We start from the raw sequence: 20599 nt of genomic DNA, 5'->3' as shown, positions 1-20599 counted from the left end.
CGAAGAGTCGGGTAACGCCGACGGCGGCCGGTCCATGAAGGTCCGGCCGCCGTCGGTCCGATCGGGGCTACTTCCAGGTGTCGTTGCTGGTGTGGGTGCCGCTCGCGGGGGTGGTGAGGGTCCGGTTGGCGCCGGACTCCCAGGTGACGGTGCCGTCGGGGTTCTTCTTGATGTACTTGTACTCGACGGCGGTGTTGGGAGGCAGGTTGACCACTACCCGCCAGATCGGGTAGTCGGCCGAGGACAGGGCGATCGCCTGGCCGGGGTTCCAGCCGCCGAGGGCGGGGATGTTGCCGACGACGAAGACGTTCTGGCCGTAGTAGGTGGTGACGTTGGCGTTGAAGGACGTGGCGACCTGGGAGGTGACGGTGTCGCCGCGGAAGGTCTCGGTGACGGTGTGGGTTCCGCTCGCCGGGGTGGTGAAGGTGCGGTCGGCACCCGACTCCCAGGTCACGGCACCCGCGGCGGTCTTCTTGATGAACTTGTACTTCACCGCGGTGGACTTGGGCAGGTCGATCACGGCGCTGAACACGTTGCCGCCCTGGGCGGGCAGCTTGACCGCGTCGGCCGGGGCCCAGGAGCCGAGGGCGGCGAGGTTGCCGACCACGTAGAGGTCCTGGCCGCTCGCCGGGGTGGCGCTGACGGTGAACGTGGTGGCGATCTCGTCGGTGGCCGACGGCGGGATGTAGGTGTCGGTGCGGGCGTGGGTGCCGCTCGCGGGAGTGGTGAAGGTCCGGTTCGCGGTCTCCTGCTCCACCACGGTCGAGCCGTTCTTGATCAGGTACTTGTAGGAGATCGTGGTCGAGGCCGGGAGCTGGACCTCGGCGGTGTGGCCGCCGCCGTTCGCGGTGAGCGCGACGGAGCCGGCGGGGTCGCCGCCGCCGAGCGCCGGGGTGTTGCCGACGACGTGCAGGGTCTGGCCGGCGGACAGGGAGGCCGTCACGGTGAACGTGGTGGCGACCCTGACGGTGCTGGTGGTGGCCTTGGCGTTGACGTGGACGGCGACCGCGTTGTTGGCGGGGATCGTGACGGTGGCCTTGCCGCCGGAGACGGTGACCGTGGTGCCGCTGCAGCCGGATCCGGTGGGTGCGCCGGAGATGACGTCGCAGTACTCGCCGTCGGCCAGGCCGGTGGTGAACTCGGCGGTGGCGGCGCTGCCGGAGTCGTTGATGCCGATCCAGGCGCGGTCGCCGCGGCGGAAGCCGATGACGTTGCTGTTGACGGCCTTGAAGTCCGAGACGGTCTTGACGGACTTGGCGGCGTTGGCCCAGCCGACCATGCCCTTGATGCCGGTGGACTGGGTCAGGCAGTTCCAGTTGCTTCCGCAGGAGGTGTCGGTCACGTATCCGCTGCCGTTGGCCGGCGGGGACTGGTTGCGGTTGGACCAGGTGAAGCTGTCGTAGACCGAGGGCTTGCCGTGCGGGTAGGCCAGCACGAAGTAGTTGGCGAGGGTGTAGTCGCTGCCGTTCTTGTAGGACAGCACGACGCCGTCTCGCTCCAGGTCGTGGTTGGTGACCATGGCGAAGACATTGGCGCTGGGAGCGTCGAGGTTCCAGTTGCCGATGCCGGCGAGGTTGGAGATCGATCCCTGGAAGTTGGCCCTGATGCCCTTGGCGTAGGCGAAGTCCAGGACGTCGCCGTTGCCGATGAACGCCCGTGCCTTGAGGTTGTCGTTGCCGGCGCCGTCGAAGATCTCCTGGGCGACGTAAGGGCGCCTGTTCTCGGCGACGGTGTTGTTCACCTTGCTGAGGATCGCGGCGAAGTCCTCCTTCTTGATGTGCTTGACCGCATCGACGCGGAATCCGTCGACGCCGAGCCCGACGAGGTCGTTCAGGTAGGCCGCGATCTTGTTGCGGACGGGTTCCTTCTCGGTGTACAGGTCCGACAGCGACAACAGCTCGCAGCTGGTCACCTGGGACTCGTTGTTCCAGTCGCTGATGCCCCCGCCGGTCGGGCAGTTGTCACCCGGGCGGTGGAAGTCGCCGTTGCCGTACGGGACGGCCGGGTAGCTGTAGCCGGTGAAGGACGTTCCGGCGTAGCCGGTCACGCCGCCGGGGTTGTTCGTCCCCGCCATGTGGTTGACGACCGCGTCCACGTAGACGCGTACGCCCGCGTTGTGGCAGGCCGTCACCATCGAGGCGAACTGGGCCCGGTCACCGAACCGGGAGTCGAGCTTGTAGGAGACCGGCTGGTACACCTCGTACCACGGATGTACCCCGTCACTGCTGTTGGGAAGGCTGACCGACTCCTGCGGCGGCGCGACCTGGACCGCGCCGTACCCGGCCGGTCCGAGATGGTTCGTGCACGCCGCGGAGACGGACTTCCAGTTCCATTCCCACAGGTTGGCCGTCACCTCGCTGTCGTTCAGCGTGACGGCGGCGTTCGCGGGAGGCACGGCGACCACGGCGGTCACCGGGGTGACGCCGCACATGGCGACCGCGGCGGCGAGGAGGACATGACGGATTCTGCTGCGCAGGCGTGACCTAGATCGTTCCATGGGGGGATGGACCTACTTCCGAGGACGAAGGTGCGCTTTGAGGCGGAGGACGGCCGTCCGTGTAGCAGAACAATCTTTGATCTCTGCAAGGATTTCAATAGCTTTCAGCAAGATTTATGAAACTTGCCGGTAATAGAGCCGTCGCTTACATTCCACCGTCACCGGTGACCCGAGCACGGTGTCGGCGGACCGGGACGCCGTCGCCACCGGTCTCCGGCGGGTGACGCCGGGGCGTGGTGCTCTTCCAGGGGCCGGCGGAACAGGGCGGGACCCGAAGCGACGACCTACGGACCACAGATCCGGTGACGGCTTTCGCCGGTGCCGCCACGGTCTTGTGGTGCGAGGCTCGGTTCCGCCACAGTTGCTCGCGGGGGCGTATGTCACCGACACCCGTGAGAACCGGGCGTCCAACACAGGAGGCGGGGGCGGATGGACACGATCGTCGGGGTGCACGGTATCGGTAAGTACCGTTACTACCGCGACGCGGGTAACTCGGTCGGCGGCGCGGCCGTCGCGATGCGCGACAAGTGGGACCGTTACCTGCACAAGGGCCTGACCGGCGGCAAGCCGCACGCCAAGGAGCGCTACATCACCGAGATCGCCTACTACGCCCACCTGCTGGGTGAGAGCAAGGACGACTCCAGACGCGCGGTGCGGAGCATGAACGTCGGCGCCCAGGAGGTCTTCGTCGCCTGGGCCAGGCAACTCGACTCGGTGGGGGAGGGGCTGACCGGCGCCCTGCACCGGATGACCGGCTGGCTGCTGGACCGACTGCAGGGCAACGCCGTCGACTTCGCCAACTTCTTCTGTCCCGAGGTCGCCGCCTACATGGCGGCCGGGAGCGAGGCGCGCGAGAAGTCGAGGGCGGCCGTGGCCGAGGTGATCAGACGGAACCGGCCCAAGGTGGTGATCGCGCACTCGCTGGGCAGCGTGGTGACCTACGAGACGCTCTGGGCCAACCCCGACCTGGAGGTCGACCTGCTGATCACCCTGGGCAGCCCGCTGGGCATGCGCAATGTGATCTTCGAGCGCCTGATGCCCGCACCGGTCAACGGCTGGGGCGAGCGGCCCCGCAAGGTCAGGCGGTGGGTGAACATCGCCGACAAGGACGACATCGCGGCGATCCCGCCTGGGCTGCGGACCTGCTTCACCGGCGTCGACCAGGAGGCGCTGGTCAACCTCGACTGGCTCGACTTCCACACCGCGGAGAAATACCTGGGCTGCGGCGCCCTCAACTCCCACCTCAAGCCCTACCTGGGATGAGCCGACCGCCGCGGCCACCGTGGGGAGCCCGGCCTTCGCCTCGATGTCGCCCGCCGCTCGGCCGGTGTTCGGCCGGTGTTCAACCACCGCGGGTAGCGCACTCGCCTGTGCGACGGCTGTTCATCCGGCCTTGATGCGCAGGTCATGGCGGGGAAAGCTGGAGCGGTTGCACTGGGGGTGTGGAGCAGAAGCTGTCACGCAGAGTGTTTCTTTCCGCCGCCGCCGGTGCGGGCGGCCTGTTGCTCACCGGGGCCGGGCACGGCCCGGCCCGGCCCCTCGCTCGCGACCCGTTCATGCTCGGCATCGCCTCCGGAGACCCGTCGGCGGACGGCGTCGTGCTGTGGACCAGGCTCGCCCTCGACCCGCTCGGCCCGGACGGCCGGGGCGGGATGCCGACCAGGGACGTGGACGTCGAATGGCAGCTCGCCACCGACGAGCGGTTCGCCAGGGTGGTCCGCGCGGGTACCGAGACCGCGCGCCGGCAGCGGGCGCACAGCGTCCACGTCGAGGTGGATCACCTGGAGCCCGGCCGGGAGTACTTCTACCGCTTCCGGGCCGAGGGCCACCTGTCGCCGACCGGCCGCACCCGCACCGCCCCCTCCGCCGTGTCTTCATCGTCCCCGCTGACCTTCGCCGTCGCCGCCTGCGCCCACTACGAGCACGGTTTCTACACGGCGTACCGGAGGCTGGCCGAGCAGGATCCCGAGTTGGTCGTCCACCTGGGCGACTACATGTACGAGTACGCGCCACGGGGGTACACGGCCCTCGCCGGGAGCGTGCGGCAGCACACCTCGGGCACCTGCGCCACGCTGGCCGACTACCGGACGCGGCACGCGCAGTACAAGAGCGACGCCGACCTGCAGGCGGCGCACGCGGTCGCGCCGTGGCTGGTGGCCTTCGACGACCACGAGATCGAGAACAACTGGGCGGGAGAGGTCTCCAGTTCCGGGGACCCGGGGTTCGCCCGGCGCAGGGCCAACGCCTTCCAGGCGTACTACGAGAACATGCCGTTGCGCCGGGCGAGCGTGCCCGGCGGGGCGTCGATGCGGGTCCACCGCCGGGTGGACTGGGGGCCGCTGGCCCGCTTCCACCTGCTCGACACCCGGCAGTTCCGCGACGACCAGGCCTGCGAGGACGGGCTCAGGTCCGGCTGCGACGACAGGCTGGCCACCGGCCGCACCCTGCTCGGCGCGGACCAGCGGAACTGGCTGCTCGACGGCCTCGCGAGCTCCGGCGCCCGCTGGAACCTGGTCGGCCAGCAGATCCTGATGGCCCAGCGGGACTCCAAGGTCGGGCCGGGCACCGAGGTCAACATGGACTCCTGGGACGGCTACGCCGCCGAGCGCACCCGCCTGCTGACCGGATTCCGGGACTCGGGCGCGGCCAATCCGGTGGTGCTGACCGGAGACGCGCACATGCACCACGCGGCGGACCTGAGGCTCGACTTCGACGACCCGGACTCGCCCCGGGTCGCGGTGGAACTCGTCACCTCCTCGATCGCCAGCGACGGCGACGGCTATCGCGACGAGAGCCGGATCGCCGCGACGATCGCCGAGAACCCGCACATCTCCTACCTCGACCAGCGGCGCGGCTACATCGTCTGCCGGGTCACGGCACAGGAGTTGCACGCCGATTTCCGCACGCTCGACCACATCAGCAGGCGCGGCGCTCCGGCGAAGACCGGCGCCCGGTTCACCATTCCGGCAGGACAGACGGCACTGACCTAAAGCGCCAGAGGAATTTCTGCAAAGTTGTTGGATGATGCCGCTTATGAGTCCCCTCACCACGAGGCTCAGCGCCGCGGCTCTCGCCGTGGCGCTGTGCGGCACCCTCCTCGTCCAGAGTCCCGCCCCAGCCGCCGGATCCGCCCTATCCGCCGTGGCGACCGCCGCGGCGCCCAACGACTTCAGGTACGTGATCTCCTTCCCCAAGCACGTCCGCCGGGGCGGATCCCTCGTCTACACGATCAAGGTCCGCAACGCCAAGGCCAAGGGCCAGCACTACGTGGCGCTCGTCGGAGACTTCTCCACCCGGTTCCGCAAGATCAAGGTGATCTCCAAGCCGCGCAGCGTCAAGTGCTCCGTCAAGCGCCGTGACCTGTCGTGCTGGGTCACCTCCCTGGACAGGGGCGACTCGACGGCGGTACGGGTCCGCGCCTGGGCGGGCTCGCGCCGGGGCACCGCCACGGTCAAATTCGGGGCGATCGTCACCACCGACGGGAAGGCCGACATCCGTAAGCTCCACAAGGAGATCCGCTACACCATCAAGGCCAGAACGCGTATCCGTTAGCCTCCCGGTGGACCGGGGGCGTGCGGCCGGGCTCTCCGGCCTCCCGGCCCCGGGACCCGTCACGTGGAACCGGCGCCGGCGCCGCCACCCGCCGGAGCGAACGGTCAGATCCCGGCGCGCTTCCGGGGGCGGGCGGGAGTGCCGTTCGGCTTTGACGTCGTGCCGGTCTGCAGGAAGTTCTCGATCACCAGGGTGGCCGCGCCCAGTGCGACGGAGTCGACGCCGAGGCGGCCCAGACCGATGGAGACCGTCTTGTACGGCTGCGCCAGGCAGTTGTCCGCGGCGACCTTCCTGATCCTCGTCAGCAGGTGCTCGCCGAGCAGCACACCGGCCCAGCCGCCGATGATGATCCGCTCGGGGTTGAACAGGTTGATCAGGTTGGCCAGGCCGACGCCCAGGTAGGTGACGGTCTCGTCGATGACGGGGGAACCGCCGGCCACCAGTTCGGCCAGTGCGGCCTGCTCGTCGACGCTCTCCGTCCAGACCCCGGCACGTTCCAGAATGCCCCTGGCCCCCACGTACGCCTCCAGGCAGCCCGCTCCGCCGCAGCGGCACCGGTGCCCGCCGACCATGATCTTCGTGTGGCCCCACTCGCCGGCGCTGCTGTTGGCTCCCAGGTACGTGGTCCCGTCGGTGATGATGCTCGCCCCGACCCCCGAGCCGATCAGCACCACCACGGCGTGCCTGGCCCTGCGCCCGACGCCGAACCACAGCTCGGCCTGCCCCATCGACTTGGCGCCGTTGTCCACGAAGAGCGGCAGGTCGGTGCCCGCCCGCAGGAGCCTGCCGAGGGGGACCGCGTCCCACCCGAAGGTCGGGGCGTGGATCAGGGCGTCGGGCCCCGTCTCGACGACGCCGGGAACGCCCACCCCCACGCCGAGCACCCGCTCGGCGGGCACGCCGCTCTCGTTCAGGACCGCGTCGATGCCCTCGATGATGTGGCGGACGACCAGATCGACGTCATGCCGGGTCGGGCGGAGCGCGTACTCCGCCCTGGCCTGCCGGTTCATGTCCAGGTCGAAGAGCTCGACGTGCACGTGCGTCTCGCCGACGTCGACGCCGACGGCGTAGCCGTGGGTGGTGTTGACCCTTAGCAGCACGCGCGGCCTGCCTCCGTCGGAGTCGGCCAGGCCCGCCTCGACGATGGTCCCGCTCGCCAGCAGATCTCCCGTCACGTTGCTCACGGTGGCGGGGCTGAGCCCGATGGTCTCGCTGAGCTCCTGGCGGCTGGCGGGTCCCTCGAAGTAGAGGGCGCGCAGCACTATCGCCCGGTTGCCTCGGCGTAGGTCGCGGACGGTCCTGTGCTGTGCGTCGAACATGACCATCATCTTAGGTAGCGCGTCGAAGAAAACGGTCGTCTACCGGGGGGAGGACGAGTTCGTGAGGGCGTAACCGAACAGGGTGTCCCCGGCGGCGGTGGCCAGCGTCCGCGCCGTCGACGGGCGGATGCCGGGATAGGGACCCTTGCGCACGCTCCCGCGCAGCAGGGTGAGCCTGCCCGCGCCCGGGGCGGCGACGACCAGGACGCGGCCCGCGACCGTGGCCAGGGCCCCGCCGAAGTCGCCGCCCTCGCCGGTGATCAGCAGGTTGCCGCTCCTGGTGAGCCCGCCGGAGCGGGTACCCGCGAGCACCTGGACGGCGTTCTCGCCCGGCACCCCGATCGCCAGCTCGTCGTCGCCGTCGCCGTTGAGGTCTCCGGCGGCGAGGGCGGCGCCGAAGCGGTCGAAGTAGCGCGGTTCCCCCTTCAGGGAGCGCTGCGACCAGGTTTCCGAGACCGTCGTGCGCAGCCCGGCGCGGGAGCCGTAGACGACGTGCACCGTGCCGTCGCCGTAGTCCATCGCCCGCTGGTTCTCGGTCAGGCCCTCGCCCGGTACGCCGATCGCCAGGTCGGCGTGGCCGTCGGCGTCGAAGTCACCGGCCGCCAGCGCCTCACCGAAGAAGTCCCAGGCCTCGGCGCGGCCGCTGATCCCCGGGGTGTCCTGGGTGAGCAGGGTCGCCTTCCGCCGCCGGACGTCGAGCACGGTGACCGAGCCCTGGCCGTTCCTCAGGACCGTGTCCGCGGGCGCGCCCACGGCGACCTCGGCCCGTCCGTCGCCGTCGAAGTCGCCGGTGGCGAGCACCGCGCCGAACTGGTCGGTCTCCTTCTCGGGCTGTCCCACCCAGCCGGTCCTCTGTGTGATCGTGTACGGCTCGCGTCCGCCGAACCCGTACACCCCGACCGCGCCGCCACCCAGCCCCGGGGCGCCGATCACCAGCTCGTCGTTCCCGTCTCCGTCCAGGTCCCCCGCCGCGAGCGCGGCCCCGAACCGGCCGGAGTCGCGCTCGCGGCCCAGGTCCCCGGCGTCGATCACCCTGCCGGGCCGCAGGCCGCCCGGCGAGCCGTGGAACAGCAGCACCACTCCGTCGCCGTCGGCTCCCGGCCGGGACCGGTCCTTCTCGGAGACGCCCACGGCCAGGTCGGCGCAGCGGTCGCCGTCGAAGTCACCGGTCGCCAGCGCCGAGCCGAACGCGTCCCCGGTCCGGCTCGCGCCGGGCACGCCGGGCTCGCCGGGCTCGTCCTGGCTCAGCCTCCGGGCGACGCGCAGGTCGTACAGGACGGTGACCGCCCCCGCGCGGGCGTGGCCGCCGGAGCGGGTGTGGGGCGCGGCGACCGCGAGATCGGCCCGTCCGTCGCCGTCGAAGTCGGAGGGTACGCCGGAGCAGGCGCTCGCGCCGGAGACGGCCGAGGAGGGGGAGGCGGAGACCAGAAGGGAGGTGAGGGCGATGGAGACGAGAAACACGGCTCTCATAACCGCAATGATTTCCGATAATTCGGACACGCGACCCACAAGGATATGAAATTCACGTGGCCGGTACGGGTAAAGAACGTGCCAGGATTGGAAGCATGGAAATCGACCTGGCCGACCTGGGATTCTGGCGGCGGCCGCTCAAGGAGCGGCATGAGGCGTTCGCGCGGCTTCGGGATCTCGATCGGCCGGTGTTCTTCGAGGAGAAGCGGGTGCCGCTGCTCCGCTCGGGCAGGGGTTTCTACGCGCTGGTCAGGCACGCCGACGTGGTGGAGGCCAGCCGCAACGCCAAGGTGTTCTCCAGCGAGCCCGGCGTGACCAGCCCCGAGCCGCCCGGCTGGGTCAAGCACGTGTTCGGCGAGTCCATGGTCAACATGGACGATCCCCGGCACGCCCGGCTCCGCCGCATCGTCTCCCGCGCGTTCAGCCCGAAGATGCTGAGCAACCTGCAGGGCGACATCGACGCCGCGTGCGCGCGGATCGTCGACGACGTGACGGCCTCGGGGCCCGGCGGCGACTTCGTCACCCAGGTGGCCGCCCGGCTGCCCATCCACGTCATCTGCGACATGATGGGCATCCCCGACGACGTGCGGGCCAGGGTCCACCAGCACGTCGACATCTCCACCGCCTACTCAGGCGTGCGGCCCAGCCTGGCGCACACGGTCAGGATGGCCGCCCAGAACACGCTCGCGCTGCTCGCCCTGCAGCGCCTGGTGATCAACCTGGGCCGGGAACGCTCGGGGGCACCGGGCAGCGACCTCGTCTCCGCGCTGGTCACCGCCAACGTCGACGGTGAGAGGCTGACCGACAGGGAGCTGGGATCGTTCTTCACGCTCCTGCTCGTGGCGGGCAACGAGACGGCCCGCAACACCATGGCGCACGGTATCAAGCTGCTGACCGACAACCCCGAGCAGCGGCGCCTGCTGACAGACGACTTCGACGCCCACATCGGCGGCGCCATCGAGGAGATGGTCCGCTACGTCTCACCCATCATGCAGTTCCGCCGCACCGTCACCGAGGACTACGACCTGCGCGGCCTGCACCTGAAGGCGGGCGACAAGGTGGTGCTCTTCTACGGCTCGGCCAACCGCGACGAGACGGTGTTCCCGGACGCCGACCGGTTCGACATCACCCGCGACACCAAGCCGCACGTGGGCTTCGGCGGCCCGGGGCCGCACTTCTGCCTGGGGGCCAACCTCGCCAGGCAGGAGATCAGGGCGATGTTCCGCGAGCTGCTCACCCGGCTGCCCGAGATCCGCTCGGTCGGCGAGCCGGAACTGCTGGTGTCCAACTTCGACAACAGCGTCCGCAGCCAGGCGTTCACCTTCTAGGCGTTTCCCAGGCCCGGCTCCGGCGCCCTGTGCGTCGGAAGAGCGGTAAGCGTCCTCAGAAGGCTTCGTGGCAGCCACCGGCCTCGCGCATCCGATGTCGATCGGGGCCGGTGCCGACGCGGTGTCGGCACCGGACCGAAGACCCCGCTACGCGGCCTCGATGTCCACCTCGCAGTCGCATGCCTTACCCCTGATGCCGACGACCTCGACGGCGATACCCCAGGACCTGAGTGTGGCGGCGGTGTGTACGAGGGCCACCTGGGCGAACGGGAAGAGCGTGTCGGCGGTGAGCTCTCTGCCGTCCTTTAGCAGGATCGCGAGGATAACCTTCGTCGGCCGGAAGCCGGCGGGGAGAAGTCGGCCGCCCGGCGCCTTGGCGACCTTCTCCCTGAATTCGGCCACCGCCTCGGGGTCGTGCTGGAGCGACTGCACGGCCACCAGGGCCTGCTTGAACAGGTGGCTCAGGGGACCCGAGTCCTTGCGCGCGTGCTTGGCCATCAGCAACGTGTCGTCCGGGAGGAGAACGTCGCAGACCTCGATGCCTTTGCCTCGGTGCAGCCGGGTCTTCACCAGGTTCCCGTCCATGCACACCCAGCCGGGGCGGTGCTCCACGACGGCCTCGCAGAAGCGACGCTCGTTGTGCGCGAGGTCCCACGCGGGCAGGTCCGTCGACAGCGGCGCCACGATCAGCTGCTCGACCGTGGTGCGGACCGACGCGAGATAGGCCGGTCCGATCTCGTGCCACTCGCCGTTGAGCAGGAAGAATCTCCGTTCCTCCAGGGTGATGTCGATCTCCACCCACTGGATCGCCTTGGTCCGCCGGAGCACGTCGTCCTCCCGAGCGCGTGAGTCCTTGAACAGGGTGACCTCTCCGTCGCGCAGCGCGCCGACCCGAGACTCGTCGCGCTGGACCCGAAGCCGGTCGAGCAGGTAGGAGAGGTCGAACTCCTCATTCTGGCGTCCCTGGCGGCTATTGATCCGGATCTGAAAGGCGCGGGCCTCCAGATAGTCGTTCCAGTGATCGTCCGGAACGACCACCGCCACCCGGCCCTCGTCCGGCTGCCCCAGGAGGTCGTCGAAGACCCCGTCGAGCCGGTCGGCCAGCTCGGCGTCCTTGACCGGAATGATGTGCTCGACGAACTCCAGCTCCTTGCGAGGAGGCTCCTCACGGCACACTCTGGCGATCTCCCGGACGTCGGCGATCAGGTTCGCCCCCTCCACGCCCAGGTGCAGGCGGAGCCCGACCCCGCCCTGCGCGCTGGAGACCCGCGCCCGGCTCCGCGAGGAGACCGTCAGCCGCACGTCGCTGAGGCGTCCGCCGAGGTGGCGGACGACCTGCGCGTGCTCCTCGATCCCAAACGCGTGCACCGAGGCGCCGCCGGGAACCAGGGTGATGTCAGTCTTCCCGGCACCCGGGGTCTGCCGGACCAGGTCCTTGACCTCGTTCGGGTCGACGCGTCGGATGGCGAAGCCCAGTCCGAAGCGCCGGTCCTTTAACTTGTCCGGGATGAGGCGGTATCCCTGCTCGTAGCCGATGGCGTACACCTCGGCGTCGACGGCGAACATGAGCAGCCCGGCGGCGCGGCAGCTCGGCCGGGAGACCGGGCATCCGGTGGTGCGCCGCAGGTCTTCGCACCAGCTCGCCTCGGCTTTCACGAAGACGGCGTCGATCACGATCGCGGGTACGCCGAGCTCGTTCGGGATGTCGACTCTGGCGTCAAGGGCGTCGAGCTGCGCGTGGTCGAGCACCTCGAACATCGCGTCGATGGTGGGGCGCACGCCCTTGAGGCGGTACAGGGTGCGCAGAGTGGTGTCGGGGGCCATGGTGCCTCTTTCTCGCGGGGTGCGCCAGTGGGGAAGACCGGGCGCGAGGGGTGGTTGTGACCAAGGATGCGCTTCGACAACGACCAAGGATCACAAAACAGTGCGAGAGTGACTGGTAAGGGGGGTTATCGGCGTAACTTCAAGATGTATTAGGGTGATCTGCGCTAGATTCTCGATCACAAGATTCCCGCGGGACACGAGGAGGTCTGGTGCAGGACGCCGTCCCACTGATGTCCATGCCGGAGATCGCGGAGCTGGCCGGGGTGAAGCGTCCCGTGGTCACCACATGGCGGCGCAGGCACCGGGATTTTCCCGGCCCGGTCGACGGTGACGCGAACATGCCGTTCTTCGACGCCCGTGAGGTCGCCGAGTGGCTGGCCGTGACCGGACGTGTTGAGCGGCACCGAGTGGAGGAGGACCTCAGCCTTTACACCCTCGCCCGTCTCGGGCACGTGCTGCCCGGCAAGGAGCTGATCGCCGCCGTGACCGCCCTCATCTGCCTGCGCTCCCTTGAGGGCGACGGCCCCCTCGTGGACGGCGCCGGCGACGTGCTGGCCGGGCTACGTGACCGCGCCGCCCAGACGGATCGTGAGGATGAGCTGCTGCGCTCCGAGATCGACGCGATCCCGGCACGGTGCTCCTGGCTGGCCGGAGCCGTCGACGATCTCGTGGAGGCGGCCTACGGCTGCGGGAACGCCTTCGAGCGGGTGCTCGACAGGCGACACCGGTTCGACGCCTCCGACCTCTACACGGCGGCGGTCGCTCCCGAGCTCGCCCGGCTGATCGCAGGGGTGAGCGGGGTACGGGAGAAGGCGCGCGAGGCAGACGGGTCGGTCCTGGTGACCGATCTCGCCGCCGGCCCCGGCGATTTCCTCGCCGCCGCCGCCCGACTCCTGCGGGACGACTCGCCGATGTTCACCGCCGCCGACCCCGACCCCTATCTGGTACGGCTGACGCGCCGGCGTCTGGCGGTTCAGGAGATCCCGTCGCTCGACGTGGACATCCGGGTGGGCGACCGGCTCCCCGACGAGGCGGGCGACCCCGACGTCATCCTCACCCAGGTTCCCTACAGACCGGCCGAGGAGCGCTCAGCGGCCGAGGTGATCGCCTGGATGGACGACATCTCCGTACGGCTCGCACCGGGACGGACCGCCGTGATCCTCGGCCCCGCCGACGTGCTGACCGGCGAGCTGAAGCCCTTCTCCAAGGAGGAGCGGGCACGTGCCGACCTGCTGAAGACCGGAATGGTCGAAGCCGTGATCCGGCTCCCGGGCGGGCTGGTGCCGTACCGGCCCGGATACGAGACGGCGATCTGGGTGCTCACCTCCGCGCACGACTCACAGTGGCGACACCAGGTACTGCTCGCCGATGTCTCCGAGCGGACGCTGTCCGCGGACGTCGTCGACGCGCTGATCGAGGACGTGGTGACCTGGCGGCGTCCGGGATTCGCCCCGCGGGCGCACGCGCGGCGTTTCGCGACCCAGGTAAGCGTCAACGACCTCGTCACCACCCCGAAACCGTTGATCACCAGACCTCCCACCGGCATCGCGAACTCCTCGGCGGCACCCGCCGTCACCGTGGCTCGTGCGAACGAACTGGAACGCGAGCTCTACTGGTCCGGCGTGCGTGTCTACGTCGGTGCCTCCCCGATCCGCACCGGCCTGGCGGAAAGCGTCGGCAACCGCCCCCGGGCCGTGACGCTCGGCAAACTGCTCCGTGATGAACACGTACAGCTGAGGCAGGGCAGTCGATTGAAACCGGAGCACCTCGGCACCGGAGGCAACTACGCTGTGCTCGGTGCGCTTGAAATCCTCGGACGTCGCAGGATCGGCGAACGGATGATCGACATCCTCACGCTGACCGAGCACTACCCGCGCGCGCAGCTCACCAGTTCCGGTGATGTCATCGTGACGACCGCCCCTGAATTCGGGGTGATGGTCGACCACGAGGGCCGCTCGCTCGTCGAGTTTCCCGCGCGGGTCCTGCGCGTCTCCGCCACCGGACACGACCAGTTCACCCCGCGCGTCCTCGCCGCGCTCCTCGCCGACAACGCGAGCGCCCGAGTCGCCGGCAGCGTACGGTCGGCCCGACGGCTGGAGGAGCACCGACTGGCACTGCTCCAGCCCGACCTCGTCACCGACCTCGACGCGCTCCTGACGGCTCTGGAGGAGCGTCGCCGCGCGGCGCGGGAGGAGCTCGACATGCTCGACGAGTTGGCCCGGATCGCCGTCACCGGTCTCGGAGTCGGAACGCTCACCCTCAACGCCCCCGTTTCTTCACCGACATCCGAGAAGGAGACCGATGCCCCCGCGTAAGCGCAACAACGGCCAGGAGGGGCTGCCCGGCATGCCCGGTGCCCAGACCATGGCCGAGCTGCACGAGATCCTCTGGAAATCCGCCGACAAGCTCCGCGGCTCCATGGACGCCGCGCAGTACAAGGACTTCGTCCTCGGCCTGGTCTTTCTGAAGTACGTCTCGGACGCCTTCAAGGAGCGTCGCGAGCAGATCCGCGCCGAGGCCCTCGCGGACGGCGTCCCCGAGGCGCGCCTGGAGGCGTTCCTTGAGGACGTGGACGAATACCGGCGGGAGGAGATCTTCTGGGTTCCCGAGGACGCTCGCTGGGACAACCTCGCGGCCCAGGCCAAGTCCGGGAGTGTCGGCGAGCTCATCGACACGGCGATGGACGTCATCATGAAGGCGAACATCTCGCTCACCGGCGTCCTACCCAAGATTTTCAACCGGGAGAACGTCGACCAGCGCCGGCTTGGCGAGCTGGTCGACCTGATCAGCGACGCCCGCTTCACCGGTCACGAGGGCAAGTCAGCGCGTGACGTGCTCGGCGAGGTCTACGAGTACTTCCTGGAGAAGTTCGCCCGCGCCGAGGGCAAGCGCGGCGGCGAGTTCTACACCCCCGCCAGCGTCGTCAGGGTCCTGGTCGAGGTCCTGGAGCCGTACAGGGGCCGCGTCTACGACCCCTGCTGCGGGTCCGGCGGCATGTTCGTCCAGGCCGAGAAGTTCGTCCTCGCCCACCGGGGACGCCGTGACGATATCGCCGCCTACGGTCAGGAGGCCAACGAGCGCACCTGGCGGTTGGCCAAGATGAACCTCGCCATCCACGGCATCGCCGGCGACCTGTCCAGAAACTGGGCCGACACCTTCTACGAGGACCGGCACCCGGATCTGAAGGCCGACTTCATCCTCGCCAACCCGCCGTTCAACATGTCGGACTGGCACCGCAAGACCGACGATCCCCGCTGGCGGTTCGGCGTCCCTCCGGCGGCCAACGCCAACTTCGCCTGGATGCAGCACATCATCTCCAAGCTCGGTGTGCGCGGCAGCGCGGGCGTGGTCATGGCGAACGGGTCGATGTCGTCGAAGCAGTCTGGAGAGGGGGAGATCCGTGCGGCTCTGGTCGAGGACGACCTGGTGACCTGCATGATCGCGCTTCCACCACAGCTTTTCCGTACGACGGCGATTCCGGCCTGTCTGTGGTTCTTCACCAAGGACAAGTCGGCTCGCGGAGGCATGACCGACCGATCAGGTCAGGTTCTTTTCATCGACGCCCGGAACATGGGCACGATGCTGGACCGCACCGAGCGTGTTTTCACCGACGAGGACATCACCAAGATCTCCGGCGCGTTCCATGCCTGGCGAGGTACGGCCTCCGCCCGTGAGGCGGGACTCACTTATGAGGACGAGCCGGGCTTCTGTTACTCGGCCGACTTGGACGAGATCCGCAAACACGAGCACGTTCTCACCCCTGGCCGCTACGTCGGTGCCGCCGAGGTCGACAACTCAGACGACGAACCCATCGCCGAGAAGATCGAGCGGCTCACCAAGGAGCTTTTCGCGCACTTCGACGAGTCAGCCCGTCTGGAAAAGGTCGTTCGCGAGCAACTGGAGGGCCTCGATGTCTGAGTGGCGCAGCTACACGCTGGAAGAACTCGCTGCTCCTACCAAGAGCGCTCTCGCAACGGGACCCTTCGGCTCGGCGATCAGTTCTCGGTACTTCGTGGAGTCAGGAGTCCCTGTAATTCGGGGATCCAACCTGAGTGTGGAGGTCGGTAAACGGCTCATCGAGGACGGCCTCACCTTTATCGAAGAGGCAAAGGCTAAGGAATTCACCAGAAGTCAAGCAGTGAGTGGTGACCTGGTTTTTACCTGCTGGGGAACGATCGGACAGATTGGATTCATCGACAATAAGTCGAAATATGAGCGTTATATTGTCTCCAATAAGCAGATGAAGATGACGCCGAACGCAGCCATTGTTCACCCGTCATTCCTCTATTATGCCCTATCTACCCCTAGCTCTATTTCCACTATTCAGAATATGGCAATTGGCAGTTCTGTTCCCGGCTTTAATCTGACTCAGCTAAAGCAGATCCGAGTACTCATTCCGTCGCTCAGGGAACAAGCGGGCATACTTGAGGTTCTACAAGCACTCGACGACAAGATCGCTATCAACGACCGAATTTCCGCGACTATTGAGGGGATTCTTAGCCTTAATTTCGCGGAGCTTGGGATCGATGTCGAGCCGGATCCGATGAATGCGATAACCGCATCAGACGTGATCGAGTTTAACCCGAAGCTTAAGGTGTCGCAATCTGCGAATGCAGTTTATCTCGATATGGCGGCTCTGTCGACGTCCATGGCGCGAGTTTCTGGATGGACAAGGAGAGAGCCGAAGTCGGGTGCGCGTTTCTCGAACAATGATACTGTGATGGCTCGAATCACTCCATGTCTGGAAAACGGTAAGACTGCGTTCGTCGATTTCTTGGCAGATGGCGACGTGGGCATCGGCTCCACAGAGTTTATTGTCATGCGTGCTCGCCCTGGCTATCCAGCGCATGCGTCATACTTCCTCGCGCGAAGTCCCCGTTTCCGGGAAAATGCGATTCGTAATATGGTTGGTTCGTCGGGGAGGCAGCGAGTAGCAGCCGCGGCGCTTCATGACTTCCCGCTTACCCGACCCAATCAGGAAGAGCTGGCCAGTTTCGGGGAGGCCAGTGCCGCCGCTTTTTTGCTTTTGAGGTCACTCGGAGCAGAATGCATGAATCTAGCTGCTCTAAGAGACGTGCTGCTGCCGAAGCTCATGATGGGGGAGATCAGGGTTCGGGACGCGGAGAAGACGGTGGAGGACGCTTTATGAGCGGGCTCAGTGAGAACGAGTGGGAGACCTTCGTGCTGGAGGCCCTGGGTGAGCTGGCCTGGGAGATCACCAACGGGACGAAGATCGCGCCGGGGTCGCAGGAGTTCGAGACCGGAGGGCGGGACTCCTGGACGGAGCCGATCATTCCCGGGAGACTGCGGGAGGCGGTCAGGCGCATCAACCCGCAGCTCCCCCTGGCCGCCGTGGGTGAGGTCGTGGACCTGCTCATGACCCCGAAGTCGCTTGACCCGAGAAGCGAGAACCACCGGGTCCACGAATATCTGACCAAGGGCGTGCGAAGCGTCGTCTTCACGGATGAGTTCGGGGCCGTACAGAATCCGACCGTTCGCCTGATCGACCGCCGCCAGCCGTACGGCAACGATTTCCTCGCGGTGCGGCAGGTACGGGTGGTCGAGGGAGACGCCGGCCGCCGGTTCGACGTGGTGCTCTATCTCAACGGGTTACCGGTGGCGGTCATCGAGCTGAAGAAGGCCGGCGACCCGTATGCCACGCCGGAGAGTGCCCATGCCCAGCTCATGACCTATGTGGATGAGCTGCCCCGGGCGTTCCGCTGCAACGTGCTCTGTGTGATCACCGACGGGATCGAGGCCAAGTACGGCACCGCGTTCACCCCCTTCAACCACTTCGCCCCGTGGAACGTGGACGAGGCCGGGGAGCCGGTGCCGCAGCCCGCCGCCGAGTGGGTCGACTCGGAGTTCAACCTGACCCTGCACGGGCTGTTCGAGCAGCGGAGGTTCATCGCCCTGCTCGACGGCTACGTGGCCTTCGCGCAGACCGACGAGGGAATGCTCAAACGGGTCGCCAAGCCGCACCAGTACTTCGCGGTCTCGAAGGCCGTCGACAAGACGGTCGAGGCGGTCCGCAGCCATGGCCTGGCCGGGGTGGTCTGGCACACCCAGGGGTCCGGCAAGTCCCTGGAGATGGAGTTCTACTCCGCGCAGGTCCTGCGGCACGCGAGCCTCGGCAACCCGACGATCGTGGTGCTCACCGACCGGACCGAGCTGGACGACCAGCTCTTCGACGGCTTTGTGGTCAGCGAGCTGCTGCCGGAGAGGCCACGGCAGGTCACCAGCCGTGAGGAACTGCGCGCCGAGCTGTCCAACCGAATGACCGGCGGCATCTACTTCACCACGCTGCAGAAGTTCGGCCGGACCAAGGAGGAGAAGGAACGCGGGGACAAGCACCCCACCCTGTCGCAGCGGCGCAACATCATCGTGATCGTGGACGAGGCACACCGCAGCCACTACGACAACCTCAACGGGTACGCCAGGCACCTGCGCGACGCCCTGCCGTACGCGACGATGATCGCCTTCACCGGGACGCCGATCTCCGAGACGGACCGGGACACTCGCAAGGTCTTCGGTGACTACATCGACATCTACGACCTGACCCGGGCCGTGGACGACGGCGCGACCGTCCCGGTCTACTACCAGAGCCGCCACATCCCGCTCAACCTCGCCGACGGCGTCGACACCGAGACCCTCGACGAGGAGGCCGACAAGGTCACCACCGGCCTGGACGAGGCCGAGCGTGAGCGGATCCAGCAGGCCGTCGCGGCGATGAACGCGATGTACGGAGCCCCCGACCGGCTGGAGAAACTCGCCCGTGACATCGTCGACCACTGGGCGGCACGGTCGAGGGAGATGCGTCCGTTCATCGACGCTCCGGGCAAGGGGATGATCGTGTGCGCCACCCGGGAGATCTGCGCGAAGCTGTACGAGCAAATTATCGCCATAAAGCCGGATTGGCATGCCGATGCGGCCGACAAGGGCAAGATCAAGGTTGTCTACAGCGGTGATCCCAGCGACACCGGCATCATCAAGAAGCACATTCGCAGGCCCGCGCAGCAGAAGGCCGTCAAGAACCGGATGAAGGACGAGGACGACGAGCTTGAGCTGATCATCGTCAAGGACATGCTGCTCACCGGGTTCGACGCCCCGCCCCTGCACACGCTCTATCTGGACCGGCCGATGCGCGGCGCGCTGCTCATGCAGACCCTCGCCCGTGTCAACCGCACCTTCCGCGCCAAGCAGGACGGCCTGCTCGTGGGGTATGCCCCGATCACCGACAATCTGTACGCCGCGTTGCGGGAGTACACAACACGAGACAACGAGACCAAGCCACTAGGCCGGGATCTGGACGACGCGATCGCCAAGGTGCGCGACCTGGTCGAGATCATCGGGGACACCATCCTCGGCGGGTTTCCCTGGCGGGCGGGGCTGGCTACGAAGACCTCCCGCGCGCACCGGGACACGGTGCTCGGCGCGGTCAACCATCTCCGTGATCCGTTGACTCCCGGCAACCAGGTAGATGATCCGAAGGAGCCGACGCTCAAGGAGCGCTTCCGGAGGGAAGCCTCGCGGCTGGCTCGCTTCTGGGCGCTGTGCTCCAGCAGCGGGGAGCTCAACGAGTTCCGCGACGACATCGCGTTCTTCTCCGAAGTTCGTGTCTGGATGGCCAAGTACGACGCCGCCGAGCGCAAGGCAAACGGACAGCCCGTCCCCGCCGACGTGGAGCTGTATCTGCGACAGCTCACCGCCGGGGCCGTTGAGGCGGGGGGCGTGACCGACCTGTTCGAGGCAGCAGGAATGCCCCGCCCCAACCTCGCGCACCTGGACGAGGCGTTCATATCCAAGATGCAGGGGGCCAAGCACCCGCAGCTCGCGATCGAGGCCCTGCGCCGGTTGATCGAGCAGGAGATGCGCAAGGTCACCAGACACAACGTGGTCCGGCAGCAGAGCTTCTCCGACCGGCTCATCGCGTTGATGACGAAGTACACCAACCAACATTTGACCACCGCCCAGGTCATCGCCGAGTTGGTCGCGATGGCGAAGGCGGTCTCCGCCGACGCCGATCGCGGAAAGCGGTTCACCCCGGTGCTCAGTACCGACGAACTGGCTTTCTACGACGCGGTCGCGCAGAACGAATCGGCGGTCGACGTCATGGGCGAGGGCGTGCTGGCCGACATCGCCCGCGACCTGGTGAGAGCGATGAAGCGCGATGTCACCACCGACTGGGTCTCCCGCGACGACGTCCGCGCGAAACTCCGTTCGACGATCAAGCGGCTCCTCGCCAAGCACGGCTACCCGCCGGACATGTCGCCGAAGGCCATCGAGCTGGTCCTCAACCAGATGGAGACCTTCGCCGACGAATGGTCTCCCAACGCCGACAACTGACCACCACGCCTTCGGGAGGTGTGGTGGCCGTGTGCTCCGACGCCACGTGCTCAGGCGTCGTCGGCTTTATGTAGCGAGGGCCAGGCGGCGCTCGTGGAACTCCAACACATCTTGGCGCTGGCCATCTCTGCTCCCGCACTTGGTTCGCAGTGTCATCGTCGGTGATTTGCAAGCGTGGCCGTCGAGCATGTCGACCAGGTACTGATTGAGTTGGGCCTGCTCGAACGGTTCGTCCAATACCCGGCCATTCTGGGCCTTGTCGA

13 protein-coding genes are annotated in these 20599 nt (G+C 67.6%); 8 read left to right on the top strand and 5 right to left on the bottom strand.

Annotated elements, in window-relative coordinates; all coding sequences use genetic code 11:
- Positions 1 to 67: 67 nt before the first annotated feature.
- Entirely contained in the window at positions 68 to 2497 is a 2430-nt protein-coding gene (locus AB0J58_RS38230; RefSeq protein WP_364225065.1) for a carbohydrate-binding module family 20 domain-containing protein, read from the bottom strand.
- Positions 2498 to 2926: 429 nt separating this feature from the next.
- On the opposite strand from AB0J58_RS38230, the gene AB0J58_RS38225 reads away from it, so the two are divergent.
- From AB0J58_RS38225 to AB0J58_RS38215, 3 genes are all read left to right on the top strand, one after another.
- Positions 2927 to 3760 (top strand): hypothetical protein, encoded by an 834-nt coding sequence (locus AB0J58_RS38225; RefSeq protein WP_364225063.1) that lies wholly within the window; start codon positions 2927 to 2929, stop codon positions 3758 to 3760.
- 179 nt (positions 3761 to 3939) lie between these two features.
- The gene (locus AB0J58_RS38220) at positions 3940 to 5487 is read left to right on the top strand and encodes an alkaline phosphatase D family protein (RefSeq protein WP_364225061.1); all 1548 of its coding nucleotides are present in this window, start codon (positions 3940 to 3942) and stop codon (positions 5485 to 5487) included.
- A gap of 43 nt (positions 5488 to 5530) precedes the next feature.
- A complete protein-coding gene (locus tag AB0J58_RS38215; RefSeq protein ID WP_364225059.1) occupies positions 5531 to 6049 on the top strand; it encodes a hypothetical protein in 519 nt (172 codons plus the stop codon).
- Positions 6050 to 6153: 104 nt separating this feature from the next.
- Here the strand turns inward: AB0J58_RS38215 and AB0J58_RS38210 are convergent, their stop codons facing one another.
- Positions 6154 to 7368 (bottom strand): ROK family transcriptional regulator, encoded by a 1215-nt coding sequence (locus tag AB0J58_RS38210; protein ID WP_364225057.1) that lies wholly within the window; start codon positions 7366 to 7368, stop codon positions 6154 to 6156.
- A 39-nt stretch (positions 7369 to 7407) separates the two neighbouring features.
- Positions 7408 to 8838 carry an FG-GAP repeat protein gene (locus AB0J58_RS38205; RefSeq protein WP_364225055.1) on the bottom strand — a complete coding sequence of 477 codons (1431 nt, stop codon included), beginning with the start codon at positions 8836 to 8838 and terminating at the stop codon, positions 7408 to 7410.
- A gap of 95 nt (positions 8839 to 8933) precedes the next feature.
- Here AB0J58_RS38205 and AB0J58_RS38200 point away from each other — a divergent pair, with 95 nt between their 5' ends.
- Complete coding sequence (locus tag AB0J58_RS38200; protein WP_364225053.1) at positions 8934 to 10166, top strand: cytochrome P450; 1233 nt, start codon at positions 8934 to 8936, stop codon at positions 10164 to 10166.
- Between the two features lie 147 nt (positions 10167 to 10313).
- Here AB0J58_RS38200 and AB0J58_RS38195 read toward each other — a convergent pair whose 3' ends face one another.
- Positions 10314 to 11990 carry a DUF6119 family protein gene (locus AB0J58_RS38195; RefSeq protein WP_364225051.1) on the bottom strand — a complete coding sequence of 559 codons (1677 nt, stop codon included), beginning with the start codon at positions 11988 to 11990 and terminating at the stop codon, positions 10314 to 10316.
- Between the two features lie 209 nt (positions 11991 to 12199).
- Here AB0J58_RS38195 and AB0J58_RS38190 point away from each other — a divergent pair, with 209 nt between their 5' ends.
- The 4 genes from AB0J58_RS38190 to AB0J58_RS38175 are packed head-to-tail and all read left to right on the top strand — an operon-like array spanning position 12200 to position 20336.
- Positions 12200 to 14305, top strand: coding sequence for an N-6 DNA methylase (locus tag AB0J58_RS38190; RefSeq protein ID WP_364225049.1), 2106 nt, complete (start codon positions 12200 to 12202; stop codon positions 14303 to 14305).
- Positions 14292 to 15908, top strand: a complete 1617-nt coding sequence (locus tag AB0J58_RS38185) for a class I SAM-dependent DNA methyltransferase (RefSeq protein WP_364225047.1) — start codon at positions 14292 to 14294, stop codon at positions 15906 to 15908. The genes AB0J58_RS38190 and AB0J58_RS38185 overlap by 14 nt, the downstream gene beginning before the upstream one ends.
- On the top strand, positions 15901 to 17139 hold the full coding sequence (locus tag AB0J58_RS38180) for a restriction endonuclease subunit S (protein WP_364225045.1): 1239 nt from the start codon (positions 15901 to 15903) through the stop codon (positions 17137 to 17139). Before AB0J58_RS38185 ends, AB0J58_RS38180 begins: the two co-directional genes overlap by 8 nt.
- Entirely contained in the window at positions 17136 to 20336 is a 3201-nt protein-coding gene (locus tag AB0J58_RS38175) for a type I restriction endonuclease subunit R (RefSeq protein ID WP_364225043.1), read from the top strand. Before AB0J58_RS38180 ends, AB0J58_RS38175 begins: the two co-directional genes overlap by 4 nt.
- Before the next feature lie 66 nt (positions 20337 to 20402).
- Here AB0J58_RS38175 and AB0J58_RS38170 read toward each other — a convergent pair.
- The coding region (locus tag AB0J58_RS38170; protein ID WP_364225041.1) for a hypothetical protein at positions 20403 to 20599 on the bottom strand (197 nt) is incomplete at its 5' end.

It is taken from the genome of Streptosporangium sp. NPDC049644, from assembly GCF_040675205.1.
Classification (GTDB): Bacteria; Actinomycetota; Actinomycetes; order Streptosporangiales; family Streptosporangiaceae; genus Streptosporangium; species Streptosporangium fukuiense.
This window is presented reverse-complemented; position numbering and strand designations above follow the sequence as displayed.

What these genes read in the sequence shown, in the direction of transcription:
- AB0J58_RS38230 (WP_364225065.1), bottom strand. Translation starts at nt 2,497, where the DNA reads ATGGAACGATCTAGGTCACGCCTGCGCAGCAGAATCCGTCATGTCCTC.
- AB0J58_RS38225 (WP_364225063.1), top strand. Translation starts at nt 2,927, where the DNA reads ATGGACACGATCGTCGGGGTGCACGGTATCGGTAAGTACCGTTACTAC.
- AB0J58_RS38215 (WP_364225059.1), top strand. Translation starts at nt 5,531, where the DNA reads ATGAGTCCCCTCACCACGAGGCTCAGCGCCGCGGCTCTCGCCGTGGCG.
- AB0J58_RS38210 (WP_364225057.1), bottom strand. Translation starts at nt 7,368, where the DNA reads ATGTTCGACGCACAGCACAGGACCGTCCGCGACCTACGCCGAGGCAAC.
- AB0J58_RS38205 (WP_364225055.1), bottom strand. Translation starts at nt 8,838, where the DNA reads ATGAGAGCCGTGTTTCTCGTCTCCATCGCCCTCACCTCCCTTCTGGTC.
- AB0J58_RS38200 (WP_364225053.1), top strand. Translation starts at nt 8,934, where the DNA reads ATGGAAATCGACCTGGCCGACCTGGGATTCTGGCGGCGGCCGCTCAAG.
- AB0J58_RS38195 (WP_364225051.1), bottom strand. Translation starts at nt 11,990, where the DNA reads ATGGCCCCCGACACCACTCTGCGCACCCTGTACCGCCTCAAGGGCGTG.
- AB0J58_RS38185 (WP_364225047.1), top strand. Translation starts at nt 14,292, where the DNA reads ATGCCCCCGCGTAAGCGCAACAACGGCCAGGAGGGGCTGCCCGGCATG.
- AB0J58_RS38180 (WP_364225045.1), top strand. Translation starts at nt 15,901, where the DNA reads ATGTCTGAGTGGCGCAGCTACACGCTGGAAGAACTCGCTGCTCCTACC.
- AB0J58_RS38175 (WP_364225043.1), top strand. Translation starts at nt 17,136, where the DNA reads ATGAGCGGGCTCAGTGAGAACGAGTGGGAGACCTTCGTGCTGGAGGCC.